Genomic DNA, 22,206 nt, shown 5'->3' with positions numbered 1-22,206 from the left:
CAGCGGCTGAATCGCCACCCGAGGTAACAGAAAATGAATAAGGGGGCTTGTCACTAACATGCTGTCATCCGAACTATTGTGTCTCAATGAGTTGGAATGAGGATTTCTATGTTTAGCGGACAGTAATAAAAAAGAAAAAACAAAGGTTCTTCCGCAAGAGAGCAGGAATAGAGCCTGTCATAGGGCACTGCAAGGCAGATCATCGATTGGGGAGGAACTTCTACAAGGGTCTCTTGGGTGATGCCATCAACGTGATGCTCGCTGCGGCTTGCCTTCAACTTCAAAAGAGCCATGCGGTTTCTTTTGTGCCTTATTCGAACCATGATAAAATGGAGTATTCAAGGAGTGGGTTCCAACTTTAATGAAACAAAGGGGTATTCAATCATCTGTTGGTTGTAAGTCGAGCTTTTGAAGGATGACAGCGTAACATATGTTCTTCCATGATGCGAAAGCCGGAATTATTAAGATAAATAACAAATTATTCCCCAGGAAATTTCTATTGAGCCCATTTTGCCCCTGTCATCGCCATGAAATAACATGACAAAAACAGTACTCGGGATGCGATTTGTAACCTATTGATATTCAGTGGAATATTAGTCTAGATTTAAAAGCTTAGCTTTTGAGCCCCGATTCATGACCTTTTGCAGTACAAAAGCTTAGCTTTCGGCATGCAAAAGGTAAGCTTTGCATGGATAGAATGAAAAAACAAGACAATATTGAACTACTCCCATATCGCCGAGAAAGATTTTCGCGTCTTCAACGCCCCGACTAAATAAAGAAAATATTTGTCTGTTGTCTTGTCCGGACAAGCAAGTATTGCTATGAGCTATAGCGAACGGGGTTAAAACCGGTTAGAAATAGATTTCCTGAATGCCGTTCACGAATACGGAATCGACCGACTCGCAGGGATTGAACGATGACGGAATCTCGAAATGGGACTCGGGGGTATAACCTAATCGGGGGTCGGCATAAACCTGCTGCATGTAATAAGCCCAAATGGGCAATGCCATGGTGGCTCCCTGCCCCATTGCCGTGTTATCGAAATGAATGTCGCGGTCTTCACCGCCCACCCAACAACCACTGACGAGCTGGGGTGTGAATGCCATGAACCATCCGTCGGAGTTGTTGTTGGTAGTACCTGTCTTTCCTCCTACGGGTCCTTCGATATTGAATCGATAACGCAGTCGTCCACCGGTGCCTCCATCGATGACCGCTTGCAGCATATCCAGCATTTTATACGCGCTCTCCTGCGAGATGACCTCATTCATAAGCGGTTGGAACTTGGCGATGACATTGCCATGACTGTCTTCTATCTTCGTAACGAAGAGTGGCGCGCACCTCACACCACGGTTGGCGAAAGTGGTATAGGCACTGCACATCTCGCCCACGGAGAGTTCCGACGGACCCAAACAAAGCACCGGTGACGTGTTCTTGTCGATGTCGGGATTGTTGAAGCCAAAGTCGTGTAAGATATTCACGAACTGCGATGGTCCGAGGAGATTGATAAGATAGGCCGATATCCAGTTGTTCGATTGCTGCAATCCCCATCTCAACGTTACCTGTTGTCCGTAGCGTGCTCGCGAGGTGTTGCGTGGCGTCCATCCGCCGTAGGTACGTTGCACGTTGGGAGCAGTACTGCAAGGTGTCATTCCGTTTTGCATGGCGAGCGCATAGAGATAAGGTTTGATGGTGGAACCTACCTGTCGGCGTCCGCCCATCACCATGTCGTATTTGAAATGCTCATAGTCTATCCCCCCCACGTAGGCTTTTACGGCTCCCGTGCGCACGTCCATACTCATGAAAGCGGCACGGAGGAACGACTTGTAATATCTTATGGAGTCGATGGGTGTCATGAGTGTGTCGATATTACCGTGATAGGTGAAGAGTGTCATTTCGTGGGGTGTGCGGAAGCTGCGCACGATTTCCTCGTCAGATGCTCCCATCTCCTTCATCTGCCTGTATCTCACGCTCTGTTTGCAAGCCCTGTTCAGGATGGCCTTAATGTTCGTCCGAGAAATGTTGTCAGAGAATGGCGCGTTGCGTTTATAACGGTTCGCCTTGTTGAATTCCGCCTGCAGGTATCCGCCCACATGTTTTCGTACAGCTTTCTCGGCATATTGCTGCATACGAGTGTCGATGGTGGTGAAAATGCGCAATCCATCGGTATTCACGTCATAGTTCTCACCATTTCGCTTCTGGTTCTTGTTGCACCAGCCGTAGAGCGGATCTTGTTCCCACGCAATGGAGTCGAGTGTGAACTCGCGTGTTTTCCATTCAGGATAATTCTCGCGTTCGGGTTTCTTCGCCATCATGTACTGATGCAAAAATGCCTGAAAATAATCCGCCGAGCCGTCCACGGGCTTGTAGCGTGTATAGGCAATGTCAAGGGGGCGCTGTATGAGTTCGTTGTATTCCTCATGAGTGATGTATCCGCACTTTTTCATTTGCATAAGCACCACGTTACGTCTCTGCCGACAGCGTTGTGGGTAGCGCAAGGGATTGAAAAGCGAAGGATTCTTGCAGAGTCCCACGAGAGTAGCTGCCTGTGTAACGCTGAGTTGTTGCGGTTCCTTGTTGAAATAGACATTGGCGGCGCGCTTGATACCCACTGCATTGTGCAGGAAATCGAAATAGTTCAAATACATTGCCACTATCTCTTCCTTGGTGAAGTAGCGTTCGAGTTTCACAGCAATAATCCATTCTATTGGCTTCTGTAGCAAGCGTTCCAGCGTACTGTGTGCTTTCTCTGAAAAGACTTGTTTTGCCAATTGCTGAGTGATGGTAGAACCGCCTCCGGCACTTTGTTGTCGCATCACACCACGTTTGATGATGGCACGTCCGAGCGCGATGAAATCAATGCCGGAATGTTCGTAAAATCGTTCATCCTCTGTCGCGACAAGGGCGTGGACGAGATGGGGCGACAGACTGTTGTAATCCACTGCCACACGGTTGGCATTATCCTGATTCCACGTTCCGATGAGCTGACCATCAGAGGAATAAACCTGTGAAGCGAACTTATCGACAGGGTTGGAAAGCTCCTCCATATCAGGCATATAACCCACCCATCCGTGCCACACCGCCACGAAGAAAACCGCCGTGAGCGTAAGGAGGATGAGCAGCATTGCCCAAAGAAAATGTACGATGTGTCGTCTCATGCGCGTGTCTATACTTATCTTATCTGCCGACAATGGCTGTTGCCGGAACGTTGTAAACCTTTGCAAAGATAATTGAATTTGAGGAAAGTGCAAAATTATTGTCTCGTTTTTTGGCAATGACAAAAATATTTCCGTACCTTTACACTCGAAACAGACTAACTCGTATTTTTTATGGAAAGACATAACTTCGTGAACATCCGAAACCTGTCCAAAGAACAGATACTCTACCTTGTCACGATGGCGAAGGAGTTCGAGAAACATCCCAACCGGGAATTGCTCAAGGGAAAGGTCATCGCTACCCTCTTCTACGAACCGTCCACTCGCACACGACTCAGTTTCGAGACAGCTGCCAACCGGCTCGGAGCGCGCGTCATCGGTTTCACCGATGCGAAAGTCTCGAGTGTGAGCAAGGGCGAAACGCTGAAGGACACTATCCTTATGGTGGGCAACTACGCCGATGCCATCGTCATGCGGCATTACATTGAGGGAGCGTCGCAATATGCTTCCGAGGTGGCTCCCGTCCCCATCATCAACGCCGGAGACGGAGCGCACCAACACCCCTCACAGTGCCTGCTCGACCTCTATACCATTCATCAGACGCAGGGAACGCTCGAAAATCTGAACATCTATCTCGTGGGCGACTTGAAATACGGACGCACCGTACACTCGCTCATAATGGCAATGAGACACTTTAATCCAACATTCCACTTCATTGCGCCTGAAGAACTTGCGATGCCTGATGAATATAAGCTGTACTGCAAGAATCACAACATAAAGTTCACCGAAAGCAGCCGGTTTACATCAGAAGAGATTGCCAACGCCGACATCCTCTACATGACTCGCGTACAGAAGGAACGCTTCTCCGACCTCATGGAATACGAACGCGTGAAGAACGTCTATATACTGCGCAACAGCATGCTCGAAGGTGTGAAATCCAACATGAAAATCCTGCATCCGCTGCCACGAGTGAACGAGATTGCCTACGACGTGGACGAAAATCCACACGCCTACTACATACAACAGGCAAAGAACGGACTCTTCGCGCGCGAGGCAATCTACTGCTATTCGCTCGGCATTACACTCGAAGCAGTGAGAGCGGACAAGACGATACTATAACCAACGTGGGGCGGTGCGGATGTCGCAATGTCGCGACCCGCTATCGCAATTCAACGATAATAACTACAAATATGAGAAAAACAAAACACATCGCATGCTGCCTGCTTATGGCAAGCGCATTGCTTGGCTTCGCCTCCTGTGGCGACAAGACCGACCCAGACGGATTGTGGGATCCAATGGAATGGGTAGCTGATCACCCAGGCAATCCCACCAAGATTACTGCCGAGGCGAAAGGAGGAACGTTCGCCGTCACCTGCACGAACTACAGCCGACCATGGCTCGATTCATACGTCACCGTTGATGGCAAGAAATTTCTCGCCGTCGAGGAAGGCAAAGAATGGGATTACCGCCATATTAAAAAAGACTGGTACGAGATTGAGGTGAAAGGCAACACCTACTGGCTCACCATCGAACCCAACACGACGGGCAAGGAACGCACCCTCACAGTTTATGTAACGGCAGGCGACATCTTCGACACCATAAATATAGTACAGAAGAAGGAATAGGACAAAGCCATCCCTACCCTATTATCAACACCAACAACAAAGAAAGAAAATGTCAAAGAAAGAAAGACTTGTAGCCGCCATCGAGAACGGCACCGTCATAGACCATATACCGGCAGGGAAGACCTTTCAGGTGGTTAATCTGCTGGAACTCCAAAAACTTGCTACACCTGTTACCATAGGATGCAACTTCTCATCCGACAAGATAGGACGAAAAGGCATCATCAAAATCAGCAATAAGTTCTTCTCCGACGATGAAATCTCGCGTCTCTCAGTGGTGGCTCCGAACATCGTGCTGAACATCATCAGAGACTACGAAGTGGTGGAAAAGAAAAAAGTGGTAACCCCAGACGAGTTACACGGCATCGTAAAATGCAACAACCCCAAGTGCATCACCAACAACGAACCCATGCCTACCATCTTCAATGTTGTGGACAAGGAGCACGGCATTCTGAAATGCCATTATTGCGACAAGGAGCAATATATAGATAAGGTAGAACTATGCGAATAGGGAAACCATCTATAAAGATGTGAGTGCATCTCCCTCCCGACTCTATTTCTCATATCTTGCCACAGAATAGCTCGCGCCTTTACAAACAAAGATTGCCTGATAATGGCAAAATATCAGATTTAACAGATTCTTGTAAATACATTATTATCAATGGTTGATAGATAATACATCTCATGTAATCATTCAGTGTGTTAGCCCTTGCAACAAGATACATCAGAAACGCTCATTGACATTCCTTTTCATATTCACATTGCAACGAAAAGCTCTTCATTTTATCTAGAACGACACAATTTTATTTTTTTGTCGCCACAAACACGCATAAATGAAAAACTTTACTTATCTTTGCAGAATGTGGGCTGCGCTCGGCAATTTCACGAGCATTCCCCCAACAAACAAAAGGTATGGGAAAGCGAAAGGTAAAACAAGCGCAAACCCGGATAGACAAAATCGGTAAACTTATATGGCAACCACGCAAGACAAAGAAAAGAAAACGGCACAAACAGCTGAAAAGACAACACGGAAATGGGGAGCAAAAGCAAAGAAAGCACCCGTGAAACGAAGCATATCAGACGAGCTCATTCCCATTGAGGAGGAGACATGGCTACTACAACCCATCGCCGTAACAATGATGCGACACGACTACTCGCTCATACAGGTGCGCATACTCGTGTCGATAGTGGAGAGCCTCCAAAACATTCTGCACGGCATACTTAACAATAAAAGGTCGCCACAGTTGGATCTCTTTCAAACCAACGAGCTCGATGAGGACGGAAGAATGCCCATCAAACTGCCATTCAAGGAGTTGGGAGTAGATCCCAACCATTATCCGCAACTGCGCAACTCGCTGAAAATGCTGGCATCCATACCGGTGGAAATACCTTACAAAACCTCAGAGGGACGAAAATACACCAAGGCGACCAACCTCTGCGACGTATATATCCCGGAAGACCGCTCCTATAACAAATACGCCATACTGAAACTCGACCGTTCGGTGGCAGAACGCCTCGTATCGCTCGACTTTGGCTACCACCGACTCGGAAAACAAATCGTCTTCGCCTGCAAGAACCGATACACACAACGCATTTACATGTTCATAGAGTCATGGATAGATAAGGGAAGAACAGTGATAAAAACCTACGAGTTCAGAAAGATGCTGCGATTGGAAAATAACTACAAAAAATTCTCAGACTTCTGCCGACGCGTTCTCGAACCGGCAAAACAGGAACTCAAGGATTTGGCTGACAAGGGATTTTGTGATTGCTACTTCGACTACAAGAAAAAATACGACCATGGACAACGTGGCGGAGAACCCGACGAATTGGTGTTCGTCATCTACAGAGCAAAAGACAAGATGAACGCCCAATTGGAGGAGATGACCGAATTGCAACGCCGCCAGTTCCAACAAATGCTCGTGCAATACTTCGGCTTCACGCCAATGAACGCCAAGCAAATGGCAAACCGTATCACGGCGGAAACCTATCCCGAGGCAATGCAAAAACTCATCGATCTCAGGCAACGGTTCGCCACCACTTATATTAATGACAAAGCAGCCTACACTTTCAAAAGTCTTGATCAGATGCTCAAGGATCGCGAAGTACCCAACACAGAAGTGGAGGAACTGAAAGAATGAGAAAGCTACTACTGAACCTACTCATGCTCACGCTCGCACTTCATCCAACGGCAGCACAGCCCACACCACACCACTACCCTAAAAGTGCCATCTTCTACAACAAGAACGGATACGGCGTAGGAAATGCCAAAGGAGCGGCATTCTACCGAATCATGACACGAGACGCCAAAGGCAGGAAAATGTTCCGCGAATACACACTCGACGGGCGACTGTGCGCCGAGAAACACTACGTTAGCATCAACCGGAAGGACGACCGTCGCACGGTGCTCACGGGAGTGGCGCGCACCTTCCACCGGTCGGGACGTGTGGAGTCGATCATGCGTTATAAGGGTGGGAAGGCTCATGGGCGAGCCGTCTCGTTCTATCCCAGTGGCATGGTGGGCATGAAGCTCAACTACAACAACGGATTGCTCAACGGAACCACCTACACCTACAACGAATCGGGGAAACTTGAATACACCACCGTTTGGCGTAACGGCTCAAAGGTGAGCGAACAGCGAGGAGGCCACGACAAATACATCAGCCAACAGACACACACCGACAGCTTCTGCGAAGAGTATCGGAAGGACGAGCCCCTCATCATGGCGCAGGCACAGGCCGTTGCGTCGGGAATGGACCAGCAAAAGCCCGTCGCCCGGTCAGGGGAGCGTGAGCTGCCGTCGCACAAAACCATTGCCGACGTTGCGCGGAGCGAGACCCCCGTGGCTGACAACGGCAATGTTTCGCCGAGTGGATTTGAACGGGAGAAGACCGAGTCGGAAAGACTTGCCGAGACCGTTCGCTATCCAGAGCCAGGGATTGCTGAGCCGCCGGCACACGAAACGCCAGCGACGGTTCCGCCAGTTGCAGACATCCAGTCGAAACCAACCACCAAAAAAGGAGCAAGAGCCCAGCTGAAGCGAGGCAAAGTCACCGATGCTGCCGCTGTCGGCGCCGCCACCGCCGCCCGTATCGCCACCACCCAAGTGCCGAAACCTGTACGACAAGAAGCCGAAAAACCAGCCAAGCCATCACATCCTGCCATCCCCCGTGCCAAGGGAGAGTTCTCCTTTGCCGCCCTTTACCAGCTTTTGGCAGGCGGAGAGAACCGCACCAACGAACTGACCTTCTTCGATTCGTTGGCCGCCAGTCACGGTCTCACACTGTCGCAGACCATCAAGGGTCACGGGGCGCAGAAGGAACTCGCCTACAATCATAACATGTACTACGACGATGAGTCGGGAAAGGACATCGTTTCGGGCGAGAACCCACGTCAGATGGGATTCTTCGGCGTCGGCATGGGTAACCGTTTCACCATCCAGCGCATCAATCTCTATACGAGTTCGGCCGACGAAATGACGCATTTGGCAGAGGATGCACTGGCGCAAGGGTTCACGGTGCTGGGCGGAGGAGACTTCCGTGACATGGACGGCAACTTCGTTTTGCAGCATCCCGCTCACAACAAGGCAGGCGATCCCTATGCCGTCATCGTCATCTTCACCCACGTCGATGGTGCGTATGCAGGGCTTTACCACGTGCAGTTGGAAGCAAAATAACCCCGTCTTCAAGCACCGTCAAAACAATAGATGAGCTATGACAAAGTGAAAGGTGAGCTATGACAAAGTGAAAGGTAAGCTATGACAAGGTGAAAGGTAAGGTATGACAAAATAACGGAAAACTGAAAGAGTCAGAATAGGATTATGGAAATCAGACAACTCAAATATTTTTTGATGGTAACAGAGACGTTGAACTTCTCGACAGCAAGTCGCCGACTGTTCATTTCGCAAAGCAATCTGTCGCAGCAGATCAGCCAACTCGAACAGGAAGTCGGTCAACCCCTCTTCGAGCGCAACAGTCATGAGGTTCATCTCACAGAGGCGGGACGTGAATTTGCACCAGTGGCGCGCAAAGCCATAGACTCCGTGACCGAATGCATGGAGCACATGACCGATTTGCAGAGCCTTCGGACGGGAGAGCTGAACATCGGTGTGACCTTCTCTTTCGCTTCCATCGTCACCAAAGCCGTTATCGCCTTTCTCAGGCAATACCCCAAGGTGAAACTCAACATCCGTTACGACTCGATGGAGGAACTGATGGAGATGCTCAAGCAACGAGAGATAGACATTATGCTGGCTCTCAGCTCACCGAAAGGCGACGCAGCCATCGACCGCCGCCCACTTTTCGCCAACCGGCTGGCTGTCATCGTCAGTCGCAACCATCCCCTCTACCATGCCGATGGCATCACCCTCGACGAGCTTCAGCACTACGACCTTGTGCTCCCTTGCCGTGGATTGCAGGCCCGCAACACATTCGAGAAACTCATTGAGCGCACCGACTACAACTACAACGTGAAGGTGGAAGTCAACAACGTCAGCCTTTTGCTCGATCTTATCAGTCATGCCAAATACGCCACCATACTGGCGGAATCGACTATCATCAAGAGCCACGACCTCAGAGCAATCCCCATCATCGCCGAGGGCAATGAAATCAGCGGATGCATCCACCTGCTCAAGGGCGCATACGTGAAGTGTTCGACACAGGAGTTCATCAAAATGATTACCCAGACCACAGCGGTCATGGTGCAGCGGGCCTTGGATTGAGTCGCCTGAGACCATCGTTGCCACCTGCTATTAGTTTCAATGATACCAGCAATCGGTAGAATCAGTAAACAATGATTCTGCCGATTGTCGTAAATCCATACCTTTGCCACAGATTTACAATTATCAATTTAATTTTGAAATATAAAAGGATATGGATTTATTGCAGAATCTTTTTTGTGGATTCCCTGATTTTTGGGGCGGCGGAGTGGCTCATTCTGTCCTGATTGTGTCAATCGTGATGGCTCTTGGGCTGCTCTTGGGCAAAATCAAAGTCAAGCAAGTGTCGCTGGGACTTGCCTGGGTGTTGCTCGTCGGCATACTCTTCGGGCAGTTCAACATGACCCTTGAGCCCAACTTACTCCACTTTGTGAAGGAACTTGGGTTGATCATCTTCGTCTTTGCCATCGGCCTTCAGGTAGGCCCCGGTTTCTTCTCGTCGTTCCGTCGCGGAGGTCTTGCACTCAACGGACTGATGCTGATGGTCCTTGCCATGAGCATTCTGATAACGCTCATTATCAAGTATGTCGCCAATATCCCCATGCCCACCATGGCAGGCATCCTCTCCGGTGCGGTCACCAATACCCCGGCGCTCGGTGCGGCACAACAGGCAACGACCGACATCTTCGGCATTGACGCACCAAAGATTGCCATCGGCTATGCCGTCACTTATCCCATGGGTGTGCTGGGCGTTGTTCTCTCATTCATTATCCTTCGCTACGTGCTGCGCATCAATCTCCGAAAGGAAGAGGAAAATGCCTTTCGCGGACTCGGCAGCACAGAGAGGTTGAGCATTCGCCACATCACCGTCGAGGTGGACAATGAGCGAATCATCGGCAAGACGATAGGCGAAATCAGCCAGTTTGCCAAGTGCGACTTCATGGTCACACGCATTGTGTTCAAGGACGATGACTCAACATGCCACATTGTTTCAGGAAACACCATGCTACACGAGGGCGATCGTATCGGCGTGGCTATCGCTCCGAAGGACGTTGCCATCATGAAGGCACTCTTCGGACAAGTAATTGACTTCGACTGGACGAAGTTCGACAGCATCATGAATGTAAACCGATTCTTGGTTTCCAATACTTTACTAAACGGCAAGGCCATTAAGGAACTCAATATCAGGTCGCGCTTTGGGGCAAACGTGGCGAAAGTAACCCGCAACGGTATCGACTATGTTGCCGTTCCTGACTTCGTGTTGCAGACTGGTGACGTGCTGACCGTCGTTGGCACAGAAAACGCACTGGCACACACCGACTCTGAAGTGTCGAAGCGCAACAATCGCACTTCCTACGGTGACCTTATTCCTATCTTTATAGGCATAGCCTTCGGCTGTGTGCTCGCCCATATTCCTTTCATCATTCCAGGACTGCCGCAGCCTATTAAGTTCGGACTGGCTGGCGGACCAATGATTATCGCCATACTGATGGGCTATTTCGGAACGAAGCATCATCTGCTGAACATCGCCACTTTCTCATCGGGCAACATGCTGCGTGAAATCGGCATCACGATGTTCCTCGCCTGTGTGGGATTGCAGGCCGGTCGCGATTTCATCTCAACCGTTGTCACTGCCGAAGGGCTGCAGTGGGCAGGCTATGGACTGGCCATCACCATGCTGCCGATACTCATCGGGGGCATCATCGGCCGCTATTTCATGCACCTCAACTTCTTCACGCTGATGGGAGTGCTGTCGGGTGGCAACACGAACCCTCCGGCACTGGCCTATGCTAACGAACTGACTTCCACCGATGTACCGTCTATCGGCTACACGATTGTTTACCCCTTGGCCATGATTCTGCGCATCATCATCATTCAGGTGCTCATCATGTCTATCGTCTAAATAAAACGTTTACAACATGCAAGGAGACAAATCCTCAAAGCCCGAAAGATCGATGGAACTCGACGAGCTGCTGCTTCACGAGGAAGCGGCGCTGCGACGACAGGCCATTGATGACGAACGAAACATGACAGAGCACGAACTGCGCCGCAAACTCAACCTACTTGTGCGCACAGGTGCCATCCTCATGTCGAGCAATGCCGACTGTAACAGAATCATGCGTAACCTACGACGCTGCGAGGCTTTCCTCGGACTGCCTGAGGAGTATGTTCACATTCACCTTGACTACGACATCATCATGGTGAATATCAGCGACGAGCGACACTCGTTCTCCAAATACCAGCGGTGCGACCACCACGTCATCGAGTTCACTGTCATTTCGCGCGTCAGCAAGATGCTTTGGCAGGCGCTGCGTGAGGACTGGAGTCTCGATAGGTACGAAGAGGAACTCGATGCACTGAGCCACGTGCCGAAGAACTACACCCCTTGGATGATAGCCGTGGCCGCTGGCTTTGCGTGTGGTGGCTTCTGTGTGCAGTTCGGGTGCGACTGGACGGCCTTCTTCTATGCGTCGCTGCCCGCCATACTGGGCTTCAGACTGAAGATGTGGCTGGCACGGCACGACATTAACACCTATGTGGCAATAGCTGTCAGTGCCTTTTTAGCCACCATACTGGCCTGGCTCACTTCCTTTCTGTCGCTCGACCCGGAGATTGCGGCGAGCGTTCCGGCATTCATGCATAGTGCCACGCCCTACCATCCGTTGATGGCCTGCACGCTGTTCATCGTCCCTGGTGTGCCGCTCATCAACTTTGTCAGCGACATGGTGAGCAACCATGTGTCGGTGGGTGCGACAAGGGCCTACACTACGTTGATGATGCTGCTCGCCATGTCGTTCGGAATTGTGCTGGCCATTCAGATTTGCGGCATCGACAACTTTGTGAAGGACCTCAGCATGACGCCCCACAACACTTATTTCGACTATGCTTTGGCAGCGGCCATCTCGGCGATGGGTTTCTCAACCATCTACAACACGCCGCGGCGCATACTCCCTGTGCTGGCCATTTCAGGCATCATTGCCGTCTGCACGCGCAACTTCGTCAACCTTGGGGAGAGCAACGGCAACGTGGGACTCGACCAGGGCATCATCATCGGCTCGTTCGTCGGCTCGGCACTCATCAGCCTTATTGCCACCCGGCAGATGGTGTGGCACAACATTCCCCATCAGGTCATAGCCATTCCGGCGGTCATTCCCATGATTCCCGGTGTGCTCATGTATCGCTCGCTCTTCGGTTTCATTGAGATGACGGGCGTCGTCGGCGAGCTGACGGTGGCCTTCAACTACGGCATCAAGGCCAGTCTCGTCATCCTGTTCATAGCGCTGGGAGTGGCTATACCCAATATTTTCGTCAGACGGATGATTGAACCGAAGTCGATGCTGCGCCTGCTCAAACTCGTTCAGGCACGTCGCACGAAGCACAACGAGATGACTCATCTGTCGGAACTCTCGTAGTGGTAGGCGAGGGGGCAGATACTGACTGACGATTTTTACCTAACTGTGTTGTCGGCGGAGCACTGTGTCGCGATAATCCGTAAACTACTGACATGGTGACTTGAAAAAGCGGCATTGCTTCCGCCACACTTCAAAGCCTACACAGTGTCAGCGTACGATTCTTATTGGATTGTACGCTGTTTTCTTTCAACCCAAATCGCTTATTAGAATTTTTCAATGTTGTATGGCAGTGAGAAATCTTTTATCTTTTTCTCAATAGTGCCCTAAATGATTTTGTGGAAGCCTAATGCAAGGTCGTATCAAATCATGAGCTTGGACGTATTTTCTTGCAATGGTAAATAACACATATTCCTTCATGACCCCAAAATTCGTATTCATGCGATGGTAAACAAACGCTTGATAGCGAACATTCTCTTCGACCATCATCAGGAAATTATATTACAAAAGCTACGTCCGGAACACCATTCATAATCTATTGATAATCAGAATGATATTAATTCCGATTTAAAAGCTTAGCTTTTGCACTCCAATCCATGACCTTTTGCATTGCAAAAGCTTACCTTTTGGAAAGCAAAAGCTAAGCTTTGAATAGACGAACGAAGAATAATTAGGACATTATTGAATTTTTCCCATATAACCGGGAAGGATTTTCGCGTCTTCAATGACCCGGCTAAATAAAGAATATGCTTGTCTTTTGTATTACCCGGACAGACTCATCATCAAACTAATAACATTCTCTGTCGGAAGTGCTTCCAACTTTTTCTTAATTTTGCTTTCGATATTGGTATTTAATAGTTCATTCGTTTATAACATCTGGCCAAGAAATCCCAGTTTTCCACTACCAATTTCCTCGCTTCTGCTTTATTACCGTTTGTCGTGGGAAACATAAGATTGGCGAACATATTGTGATTGAAAAGGTATTCCAGCATTTCTTGTGAAAATAGATTTATAAAGGTGTGCCAACAGCTATCCACGTCTATGGTCGGATCGTAATAGGGATTGTTTTTATCACTGATACATTGTGCTACATTGGTTATGGTTTCAAATTCTTTGTGTTCATCGGGAATGAAAACAATAATATTCTTTTCATTTATTTTTGTCCTCCCTGTGATTTGTTACTAAGCTTACAGCCGGGACATCCATCACAAACTCCTTTTTTTATCTTAAGAGTTTTGACAATAAGCGCAATGGCATAAGTTAACGAAGCCAACAAAACAACAGTGATAATGATGTATTGCAGAAACATTTGTCTTAATTCATTAATTGCAGTTGTTATTATATTTAATTCATAAGTTCAATGCGCAAATCGGATAAATCAAATCGGGTCATCTAATTTATCTTTAGAGAATAGGTTGTCGGCAGCTTTCATTTCGTCCTCATCAAACCATTGACTTAGCTTTTTATGCGCTTTATTCTTCACGTCTTCATCCACTTCTCCCCATATCTTATGAAGGACGTAAATCAAAACAGCGAGATCATCACCCAGACCTGTAATCGGTATTGCATCCGGAATCACGTCCAATGGGGTAATCAAGTAACCCAATGCACCTATTATAATTGCTTTGTCTTTGATTGAGATTTTGTCGCTCTCCATTGAATAGAAAAGTATTAAAGCGGCATAAACCAATTTAGCACCGGATCTCTTCGCGATACGCTGAATTTTATCTATAAACCCTGTCTTTGAAAAGCGGTTCGTATATTTGGTTAAATCTGGTAATTCCATATTCATTAAAGGTTTTGTTTCTTGAAAAGATATTCTACTCGCTAATTATCCCTTTACCGTTTGATAGTCAATAACTTTGTCCACATAATTCTTCGCATAAGGATACTTTGTATTTACCACTTTTATTTTTCGCTGTACGTTCAACTTAGATAAGATTTTATAAACGAGAAATAATACCAATCCTATTCCAATCGCCATCAGAACATTATAGAACCCCTTAAAAGGGAGAGTTTGATCTGGAAAGGCAGATAGCACAATGATTGGTAAAAAAATAAGAAATCCGGCAATCGTATATTGAGATCTCTCACTCCCTGCACTATCTAAAGCTGCCTGATACTCAAAGAGATAATCCGCAAGTTCTTCTTCACTTAGCTGTGAAGGCCGTTGAGGGAATGTGGCATCATGTTCATTGTTCTTTATTTTACTTTCAACCTGATGTTGAAAGTCATACAAAGCAGTTCTATATTCCTGTGAAAACTTCATGTTCATTGTGTGTTGGAAAATCTCATCATCTCTCTCCCATTTTCACGAGAGAGAGATGTGAGTAATAAAATAAGCAGCACCCCTATAAGCCGGGTTCGGTTTTTTCATTTTCTTTCGAAAGATGAAAACATCTGTCATCTATCTGTCTGACGAGTCGCCTCATACAGTATAGCGTTCTACCCTCCGTTGTAACATAGTTTCGAGCGGGCAACTCTCAAACAACGGTTTACATGAACTTGCAGCTCCTGAACGGTACGAGCAGACAGTTACCTATCTTGCCCGGTGGTCTCTTACACCACCTTCTCACCCTTACCACAGTTGATGGCGGTTATTTTCTTCTACCTATATCTACTGTTGCCAATAGCTTCTACTTTCAGAAGCAGGATGCCCTATGCTGCCCGGACTTTCCTCTCGTATAAAAATACCAGCGACAGAACCAGGGTACTACCTAAGTATTTCTTTGCAAAGATAATGTATTTCGTATAAAAAGCAAAGGATATTTGTTTTTTTTAGGCAGTTTCCTTAATGATTTTTCAAAAAGTATAAGAAGTTGTTTTCACTAAAGCAAAAAAATTCCTGATCAAAAACATGAGACGAAAACATAACAAGGGTTTTAATACTATTGGCAGACAACACCTGCAAGTTCCAAAACGAAGTGCAATAAAAGAGTAGCCCTCGCCGAGAGATGCAGACGTTCTCGAAGCGTAGCGAGAGGTTGTCTGCATCTCTCGGCGAGGAAAAAAAACAACCAGCAATACAAATAAAAAAGGGAGACCTCTGTCTCCCCAAGATTAATTAACTTTGTATTGTGAAATATCATCAATTAACCTCGGAGCAAAGGTCGCAAATTTTCGCCTTACTCCAAAAGAAAACAGGGAGAAAAGAGATTGCCACAATCGTCGGCATCAGTCAGTCAACACTATCACGTGAAATCAAACGCAACAGCACGCCATCAGAAAAGTATATCTGGACAAAGGCGCACGATATGGCTATGCAGCGCAGAAAGAGAACGGTAAAGAACGCCAGGCTCTCTAACGAATTAGTCTGGAGAATTAAGGAATATATCACCAATGACCAGTGGTCTCCACGACAAATATCAGGTTATCTGCGCAAGAATGAGGGAATAAAGGTGTCCCACCAATCCATTTATAATATCATTCATAATGATACAACAGGGGAACTTGCCAAACACACAAGGCATAAGATGAAATACAGGCATCGTCCCAAGGGCAGGCATTTTCCAATTAAAGACAGGTTGAGTATCCATGAAAGAAGTAAGGAAGTTGACGGGAAGAGATTTGGAGATTTTGAGATGGACTTGATCGTAGACCCTGACCAGCATGCCATACTCACACTGGTAGAGAAATCCACCAATATGCTGCTTATGCAGAAACTGCCATTTGGGAAGCAGGCAAAGCCTCTGGCAAAGGTAGTTAGAAAACTGCTGCTACCATACAAGGACATTCTGAAGACCATTACAACAGACAACGGACCTGAATTTGCGGCACATAAGGATATTACCAAGTTCTTGGGCGTGCCCGTATACTTCGCTGATCCATATTGTTCTTGGCAAAAGGGAGCTATTGAGAATACAAATAAACTAATCAGACAATATATACCGAAAAAGGATTCGTTTGAACATTACACAGACAAGAGAATTATGTCGATACAAAAGAAATTGAACGAAAGACCGAGAGAAAAATTAAACTTTTCTACTCCAAAGTGTGAATTCTTCAAATACGTTTTATAATTTTGCACTTGCTGGTTGACTCTGCGGCCGNNNNAGACAAGAGAATTATGTCGATACAAAAGAAATTGAACGAAAGACCGAGAGAAAAATTAAACTTTTCTACTCCAAAGTGTGAATTCTTCAAATACGTTTTATAATTTTGCACTTGCTGGTTGACTCTGCGACCGCAATTGAAAAGGAAAGAGCGAGTTTTTGAAATAGATATCCATCTCGCATTCAATATAAAGTTGTATCTTTGCAATATGAACTGGAAACGCTATAGCATCATCCTGTGCCTTCTGCTCCTTACACTGCCATTGATTCATGCGCAAAACGAGGACTGGGGCGGGCTGAAAACAAAAATGACAGAAAGACAACTGCTAAACATGGCAGACGCTGCGCTCGTTGTAGGCAACCGCCCTGACAGCGCACTGATTTACAACATCATGCTAATCACTAAACTCCAACACAAAAAACGACTTACCACCGAGGAAAAACGCTACATCGCCATAGGCTACAACCGAAGCGGATTCATCTATATGTTCTATCTTTTCGACTACGCCAGTGCCATGGAGTGCCTCATAAAAGCTAACCAATATTGCGAAGACGAAAAACTGCGCATTTCCATCAATCAAAACATGGGACACCTCTATAGCCTTTATGCCGTATGCTTCCCATCGGCAAACAACGTCGAAGCGGCACGCCACTACTACCGAAAGGCTTTCAACAAGGCACTACAGATGAAAGACTGGACAAACATGGTGTCCTCGTTCATCAACTTCTGGAACTTCGGACTGGAAAAAGAAAACATCAACGCATTCAGGAAGCAGACCGAATTGTTTGAACAAACAAACATCACCAAGCCCACACCACACCAGCAATATGCCCGAATGATGCTGAAAGTGGTCAGAGCGCTACAAAAAAAACGCTACGCAGAAGCCACCGCCATATTGAAAAAACAAATGAAATACGGAAGGAACAGCATAGACGATCGACTGCGATGCGCCTCATGCTGGCACATAGCAAGCATATATAAAATGGCTGGACAACCAGACTCTGCACTCGCCTACTCCCTGAAACTAGAACAAATGGGCAGAACCTTGAAACTAAAAGACGTGGAAACCGATGCCGACAAACTGCTCTGCGCACTGTTTAACGAAAAAGGAAAGAAAGAAAGCGCCGACCGATACCAACTGGCATACTACAGAAATCGGGACTCACTGCTCATTGCCAACAACCTCAACAGCGTGAAAAACAACCATCTGCTTAGCAACGTGCGCAGCCTTGCAAACGAAGTGAGCAACCTAAAACAAAAACGCCGACTGCAAAACCTATTGGCACTCCTTAGCGCTGGCATCGTACTCATAACCATAGCTTTTCTCATTATACTATTCAGAAAAAACAGACGACTGAAGAATCAAAACATCACTCTCTATCAGAGAATGCAACTACAAATTGCCGGCGGCAAACCAAAATACAGCAAAAGCAACCTCGACGAAGAAGGAAAATCCATGCTCAGGCAGAAAATAGAAAAAGTAATGAAAGAATCGGAAGAGATCTACAACGAGGATTTCAGCATCGAACAGTTGGCAAAACTATGCCATGCCGGGAAAAAGGACATATCACAAGTCATCAACGAAAAGTTCGGACAATCCTTCATTCTGCTCCTGAGCGAATACAGAGTTAAAGAAGCGTGCCGTCGCATGAACGATATAACCAACAGCCAACGATTCACACTTGAATCCATCGGACACAGCGTAGGCTTCAAGGCAAGAGAAAGCTTTTCGAGAGCCTTCAAAAGAGTTACTGGATTGTCACCATCAGATTATCAGAAAATAGCAAAAACACATACAAAAGCCTAAAATTGTGTGATTTTTTATGTAAAGTCACACAATTTTCCATTTTTTTATTAATCTTTTAAGCATAATTGTTTAATTTTGTAACTGACGAACCGCAGCGTTCTATCGCACGAAGACGGCATTCAAACCATCGTGCAGACAATCCGATTCGTACATAACAATAATAATAAAACACTTATGAAAAATTTTATCCATGCATTTCTCCTGCTGACAGCATTGGCATTGGCAGGCTGCGAAACAGACGAAACACGGGCAGTGATACCCGACCTATCGGTAACTGCCATTGAAACCGGAACAGAATCATTCATGTTCAGCGTTGAAGGAAACCCGACCGAAGCCGGAGCATACATCTGCCAACTTGCAACAGAAAAAGCTCCCACACCTGCCACAATACTCAAAGACGGACAGGCACTGTCGCTGCAAGGCGGGAAACAGGAAGTAACCATCAACAACCTCCTCCCCGAAAAAGACTACGTCGTATATATAGCAGTACGCAACGTAACGGAAGTGAAAACTACAACACTCGCATTCACAACTCGAAAAACATACGCCTACGATGTAGAGTTGAAAGAGGGATGGATACAGTACTACGGAGACTTCTATAAAAACAACGTAGGCTATTACATGCTGGCTTTTACCGATGGCCCCATAAGCACATCAGGACTCCCAACCCGCGTGAACGACCATGCACTTCGTCTCTTCATAGGCGACGTCCTCTCAAACGACAGTCGGAACGCGAAACTGAATCCAGGCACCTATCATCTGTCTGACGGACACGAGGTAGGCACAGCCGATGCTTTCAACTGTAACTTCGTAATCGCAACAGAAGTAAAAGACGGAGTGGCATCAAACGGATACGAATACAAAATCGTTGACGGAGACGTAAAAGTTGATCGCACAAAAGACGACGTCTATACATTTGACGCTGACCTGAAGATTGAAGACAACGGCGTAGAGAAAAACATCAAATGCCACTTCAGCGGAAAGCTCCCATTCACCTGCCTTGACCCAGCAGTTTACAACCCACTGGAGAAAGACGTGAACGTAGTTCCAACCAACATGTCAGGCAACTACTCCAAAGACAAAGCCGGACAGTACGGAACATATAATCTGACATTCTACAACACGCCTACCGACCAAGGCGGATTCATCTCAGGAGCAGGCGATTTACTTAACCTCACACTGCTCACACCTTACAGTCCATCCATGGACATCAGCAAATTGGCAGGCACATACGACAAGGTAGTGACGTCCGCCCCTGGCATAACCCTACAACCATTTACAATCATCGCAGGTCTGTACGGAGAAGTATTCGGAATGTATGTCCCACAAGGAACTTATTATACCCGCATCGGCAATGCACTCGACTATGAGTCAATAGGTCTGGTGAGTGGAGGAAAAATTACCATTACCACCAAGGGAACAGACATCACGGTCAAGGCTGATCTGACAACACCACAGGGTAAGCACATCACCATTGACTATACAGGCCCCACATCAGGAATTGCCGACTACAGTCAATACGCAAAACCCGGAGTCCTCGGAGTCAGAAAAAACAACATCCTGAGAAAAGTCATGCCCCGAAAAAGCATCAACAATTCATTTTTTAACAAATAAGCGAACACGATTATGAAACAGATAAGAAAAATCATGCTATTCATGATTCTCGGCACAGCAATGCTTTTTGCTTCATGCGAAGATGAGAATGTAATACAAAACTCAATACTCGAAATTGACAAAACAGAAATAAAAGCCCCCGTAGAGGGAGCAAAAATAAACATCAAGGTCACATCAAACGTGGCATGGACTATCTCATCGAAACAAGGATGGGCCGTTCCTGAAATTACAAACGGAGAAGGCACACGAGAAGTAGAAATCAATATAACGGAAAACCTGTACAGAGATGAGCGAAAAGACATTCTCACCCTCGCAACAGTAGATGGAACACAAACGAAAACCATCGAAATAGTACAGGAGACTGCTCAGAAACCTGATGAGAACTACGCTTACAAACTTCCCGTCGTATTTCATGTCATCTACCGAGACGCCAAAAACGAAAAGCAAAACTTAAGAGAAGGATACCTGAAAGAAGTGCTATCCGATGTAAACAAAATATGGAAAGAAGCCGCACCTCACCTCAATGTGGAATTCGTTATGGCGACAGAAACACCCAATGGGGTCACAATGGCTGAGCCAGGAGTACACAGAGTACAATGGAACATCGATAAAATAGACTACAAACGGTTCATGGGATATACAGAAGCTGCTCCAAAACGCTACAGAGACCTGTTGTGGGATCAAAACCGCTACGTGAACATCTGCCTGTACAACTTCTCTGATCCGGATATAACCGGTGTCACAACACTTCCATATACCATAGCTCCCGACGCGCTCGACGGTCTGGAAAAACTTCCAAACAACATTGCGCCGACCGAATTGCCCATCTCATATTGCGTCAGCGTAAACAGCCTCTACGCTTACACCAAACCCGGAAACAGCCTCGAAAGCACCAACTTCGTGTCAACCATCGCTCACGAATTAGGACACTACCTCGGGCTGAGACACGTGTTTGGAGAAGATGCCAATATGAAAACCGACTACAACGAAGACAGCGACTTCTGTAAAGACACACCCACCTATAACCGTAAGAAATACCTGAAGGAGCTTTCAAAATACAAACTGGCACATCCAAAATTCACACAGGAGGACGTAAACAAGTGGATATTGAGAACCAACAGCATTACAGGCGAACAGTTCACATCGAACAACATAATGGATTACTATTGGACGCTCAGAAACAAATTTACAGAAGAACAAGCCAAAAGAATGCAATACGTATTGCTGCACAGTCCGTTCGTACCAGGACCGAAAATTCGCACAGCTAAACAGAAAATCGTTTCCAAGCGAAACTTCAAAATGCCCGTACGACACGCCATCTGTCAGTAATCACACACAACAGAAAGAAATAAACAAAAAATCAAACCACCCGGAACGCACCATCTTGTTTCGGGTGGTTTTATATTGGGTACTGGGTAGTGTCCTTAAACATGTGTAATTCATCTTTCCTTTCTCTGTACTTCCACTGCTTTTTATTCTTTTCTTTCCGGCTTTTGAATTGATATCAACAATTATCAGCGAGAGAGTAATCGTACTATACATACAAAACTTCGTTCACAAAGGAAAAATATAATGGTTGCAATTACTCTTAGCAAAAACGGTGTTGATGTTGATTTCAATATTGTTTCTTCTGTATTTGGCAAAAGGGAAAGTAATGTTGTAAACTGGATAAACAAAGGCTGTCTTACCTATATAAACAAAGAAAAAGCTCTGCAAGCCAAGGTGCTATCTATGTTTCAATAAATGATAAAAATTTATTACTGTCCGCTAAACATCCCACATTTTTTATGAATTAGGGCTGACACTTCTCACGAGGTATCAGCCCTTTTTGTTATCTTTGCTTTTGTTTCCAAACTCAGATAACATGGGCAAAAGTACACATTTCTTCGGACAGCCGGTATATGGTCAGCTGATAAAATCTCTCGACCATGATAAAATAGTTGAAATAAGC

17 protein-coding genes, 1 other RNA gene and 1 pseudogene are annotated in these 22,206 nt (G+C 46.6%); 14 read left to right on the top strand and 5 right to left on the bottom strand.

Features of this window, described 5'->3' with window-relative positions:
• Positions 1–134: 134 nt before the first annotated feature.
• Positions 135–399 (top strand): annotated as a pseudogene (locus tag E0E16_RS02955) (transposase); the annotation flags it as partial.
• A 452-nt stretch (positions 400–851) separates the two neighbouring features.
• On the opposite strand, the gene E0E16_RS02950 reads toward E0E16_RS02955, so the two are convergent.
• The gene (locus E0E16_RS02950; RefSeq protein ID WP_130829725.1) at positions 852–3,155 is read right to left on the bottom strand and encodes a transglycosylase domain-containing protein; all 2,304 of its coding nucleotides are present in this window, start codon (positions 3,153–3,155) and stop codon (positions 852–854) included.
• 171 nt (positions 3,156–3,326) lie between these two features.
• Here E0E16_RS02950 and pyrB point away from each other — a divergent pair, with 171 nt between their 5' ends.
• The 8 genes from pyrB (at position 3,327) to E0E16_RS02910 (ending at position 12,844) form a co-directional block, all read left to right on the top strand.
• A complete protein-coding gene (gene pyrB, locus E0E16_RS02945; RefSeq protein WP_130828748.1) occupies positions 3,327–4,271 on the top strand; it encodes an aspartate carbamoyltransferase in 945 nt (314 codons plus the stop codon).
• Between the two features lie 71 nt (positions 4,272–4,342).
• On the top strand, positions 4,343–4,777 hold the full coding sequence (locus tag E0E16_RS02940) for a BACON domain-containing protein (protein ID WP_240048176.1): 435 nt from the start codon (positions 4,343–4,345) through the stop codon (positions 4,775–4,777).
• 49 nt (positions 4,778–4,826) lie between these two features.
• Positions 4,827–5,285, top strand: coding sequence for an aspartate carbamoyltransferase regulatory subunit (pyrI, locus tag E0E16_RS02935; RefSeq protein ID WP_130828747.1), 459 nt, complete (start codon positions 4,827–4,829; stop codon positions 5,283–5,285).
• Between the two features lie 460 nt (positions 5,286–5,745).
• Positions 5,746–6,915: a replication initiation protein gene (locus tag E0E16_RS02930; RefSeq protein ID WP_130828746.1), complete on the top strand. Its 1,170-nt coding sequence runs from the start codon at positions 5,746–5,748 to the stop codon at positions 6,913–6,915.
• Positions 6,912–8,450, top strand: coding sequence for a toxin-antitoxin system YwqK family antitoxin (locus E0E16_RS02925; protein WP_130828745.1), 1,539 nt, complete (start codon positions 6,912–6,914; stop codon positions 8,448–8,450). The genes E0E16_RS02930 and E0E16_RS02925 overlap by 4 nt, the downstream gene beginning before the upstream one ends.
• Positions 8,451–8,594: 144 nt before the next feature.
• Positions 8,595–9,494: a LysR family transcriptional regulator gene (locus tag E0E16_RS02920; RefSeq protein ID WP_130828744.1), complete on the top strand. Its 900-nt coding sequence runs from the start codon at positions 8,595–8,597 to the stop codon at positions 9,492–9,494.
• Positions 9,495–9,645: 151 nt separating this feature from the next.
• Complete coding sequence (locus tag E0E16_RS02915; RefSeq protein ID WP_025876843.1) at positions 9,646–11,334, top strand: putative transporter; 1,689 nt, start codon at positions 9,646–9,648, stop codon at positions 11,332–11,334.
• A 124-nt stretch (positions 11,335–11,458) separates the two neighbouring features.
• On the top strand, positions 11,459–12,844 hold the full coding sequence (locus E0E16_RS02910; protein WP_231728270.1) for a threonine/serine exporter family protein: 1,386 nt from the start codon (positions 11,459–11,461) through the stop codon (positions 12,842–12,844).
• 788 nt (positions 12,845–13,632) lie between these two features.
• Here E0E16_RS02910 and E0E16_RS14800 read toward each other — a convergent pair.
• The 4 genes from E0E16_RS14800 to rnpB form a co-directional block, all read right to left on the bottom strand.
• Complete coding sequence (locus E0E16_RS14800) at positions 13,633–13,923, bottom strand: DUF3843 family protein (RefSeq protein ID WP_369406403.1); 291 nt, start codon at positions 13,921–13,923, stop codon at positions 13,633–13,635.
• Between the two features lie 236 nt (positions 13,924–14,159).
• The gene (locus tag E0E16_RS02900) at positions 14,160–14,567 is read right to left on the bottom strand and encodes a YkvA family protein (protein ID WP_130828743.1); all 408 of its coding nucleotides are present in this window, start codon (positions 14,565–14,567) and stop codon (positions 14,160–14,162) included.
• Positions 14,568–14,612: 45 nt separating this feature from the next.
• Positions 14,613–15,050, bottom strand: coding sequence for a hypothetical protein (locus tag E0E16_RS02895; RefSeq protein ID WP_130829723.1), 438 nt, complete (start codon positions 15,048–15,050; stop codon positions 14,613–14,615).
• A 69-nt stretch (positions 15,051–15,119) separates the two neighbouring features.
• An RNA gene (gene rnpB, locus E0E16_RS02890) (RNase P RNA component class A) lies at positions 15,120–15,498 on the bottom strand.
• Between the two features lie 360 nt (positions 15,499–15,858).
• Here rnpB and E0E16_RS02885 point away from each other — a divergent pair.
• The 5 genes from E0E16_RS02885 to E0E16_RS13460 all read left to right on the top strand — a co-directional run bounded on the left by E0E16_RS02885 (position 15,859) and on the right by E0E16_RS13460 (position 21,998).
• Entirely contained in the window at positions 15,859–16,800 is a 942-nt protein-coding gene (locus E0E16_RS02885; RefSeq protein WP_130828374.1) for an IS30 family transposase, read from the top strand.
• A gap of 242 nt (positions 16,801–17,042) precedes the next feature.
• Entirely contained in the window at positions 17,043–18,641 is a 1,599-nt protein-coding gene (locus E0E16_RS02875) for a helix-turn-helix domain-containing protein (protein WP_130828742.1), read from the top strand.
• Between the two features lie 174 nt (positions 18,642–18,815).
• Positions 18,816–20,255 (top strand): hypothetical protein, encoded by a 1,440-nt coding sequence (locus tag E0E16_RS02870; RefSeq protein WP_130828741.1) that lies wholly within the window; start codon positions 18,816–18,818, stop codon positions 20,253–20,255.
• Positions 20,256–20,267: 12 nt separating this feature from the next.
• Positions 20,268–21,584 (top strand): zinc-dependent metalloproteinase lipoprotein, encoded by a 1,317-nt coding sequence (locus tag E0E16_RS02865; protein ID WP_130828740.1) that lies wholly within the window; start codon positions 20,268–20,270, stop codon positions 21,582–21,584.
• A 168-nt stretch (positions 21,585–21,752) separates the two neighbouring features.
• A complete protein-coding gene (locus E0E16_RS13460) occupies positions 21,753–21,998 on the top strand; it encodes a MuF-C-terminal domain-containing protein (RefSeq protein WP_158635991.1) in 246 nt (81 codons plus the stop codon).
• Positions 21,999–22,206: the final 208 nt, after the last annotated feature.

The organism is Prevotella rectalis (assembly GCF_900607215.1).
GTDB classification, from domain to species: Bacteria; Bacteroidota; Bacteroidia; order Bacteroidales; family Bacteroidaceae; genus Prevotella; species Prevotella brunnea.
Note: the sequence above shows the minus strand (reverse complement) of the source record. Positions and strands in the feature narration are given on the sequence as shown.

Excerpts from the sequence above, each read along its gene's own strand:
- E0E16_RS02895 (WP_130829723.1), bottom strand. The coding sequence starts at position 15,050 with ATGAAGTTTTCACAGGAATATAGAACTGCTTTGTATGACTTTCAACAT.
- E0E16_RS02865 (WP_130828740.1), top strand. The coding sequence starts at position 20,268 with ATGAAACAGATAAGAAAAATCATGCTATTCATGATTCTCGGCACAGCA.
- E0E16_RS02870 (WP_130828741.1), top strand. The coding sequence starts at position 18,816 with ATGAAAAATTTTATCCATGCATTTCTCCTGCTGACAGCATTGGCATTG.
- E0E16_RS02910 (WP_231728270.1), top strand. The coding sequence starts at position 11,459 with ATGACAGAGCACGAACTGCGCCGCAAACTCAACCTACTTGTGCGCACA.
- pyrI (WP_130828747.1), top strand. The coding sequence starts at position 4,827 with ATGTCAAAGAAAGAAAGACTTGTAGCCGCCATCGAGAACGGCACCGTC.
- E0E16_RS02940 (WP_240048176.1), top strand. The coding sequence starts at position 4,343 with ATGAGAAAAACAAAACACATCGCATGCTGCCTGCTTATGGCAAGCGCA.
- E0E16_RS02900 (WP_130828743.1), bottom strand. The coding sequence starts at position 14,567 with ATGGAATTACCAGATTTAACCAAATATACGAACCGCTTTTCAAAGACA.
- E0E16_RS02915 (WP_025876843.1), top strand. The coding sequence starts at position 9,646 with ATGGATTTATTGCAGAATCTTTTTTGTGGATTCCCTGATTTTTGGGGC.
- E0E16_RS02920 (WP_130828744.1), top strand. The coding sequence starts at position 8,595 with ATGGAAATCAGACAACTCAAATATTTTTTGATGGTAACAGAGACGTTG.
- E0E16_RS02930 (WP_130828746.1), top strand. The coding sequence starts at position 5,746 with ATGGCAACCACGCAAGACAAAGAAAAGAAAACGGCACAAACAGCTGAA.
- E0E16_RS02875 (WP_130828742.1), top strand. The coding sequence starts at position 17,043 with ATGAACTGGAAACGCTATAGCATCATCCTGTGCCTTCTGCTCCTTACA.
- E0E16_RS02925 (WP_130828745.1), top strand. The coding sequence starts at position 6,912 with ATGAGAAAGCTACTACTGAACCTACTCATGCTCACGCTCGCACTTCAT.
- E0E16_RS02950 (WP_130829725.1), bottom strand. The coding sequence starts at position 3,155 with ATGAGACGACACATCGTACATTTTCTTTGGGCAATGCTGCTCATCCTC.
- pyrB (WP_130828748.1), top strand. The coding sequence starts at position 3,327 with ATGGAAAGACATAACTTCGTGAACATCCGAAACCTGTCCAAAGAACAG.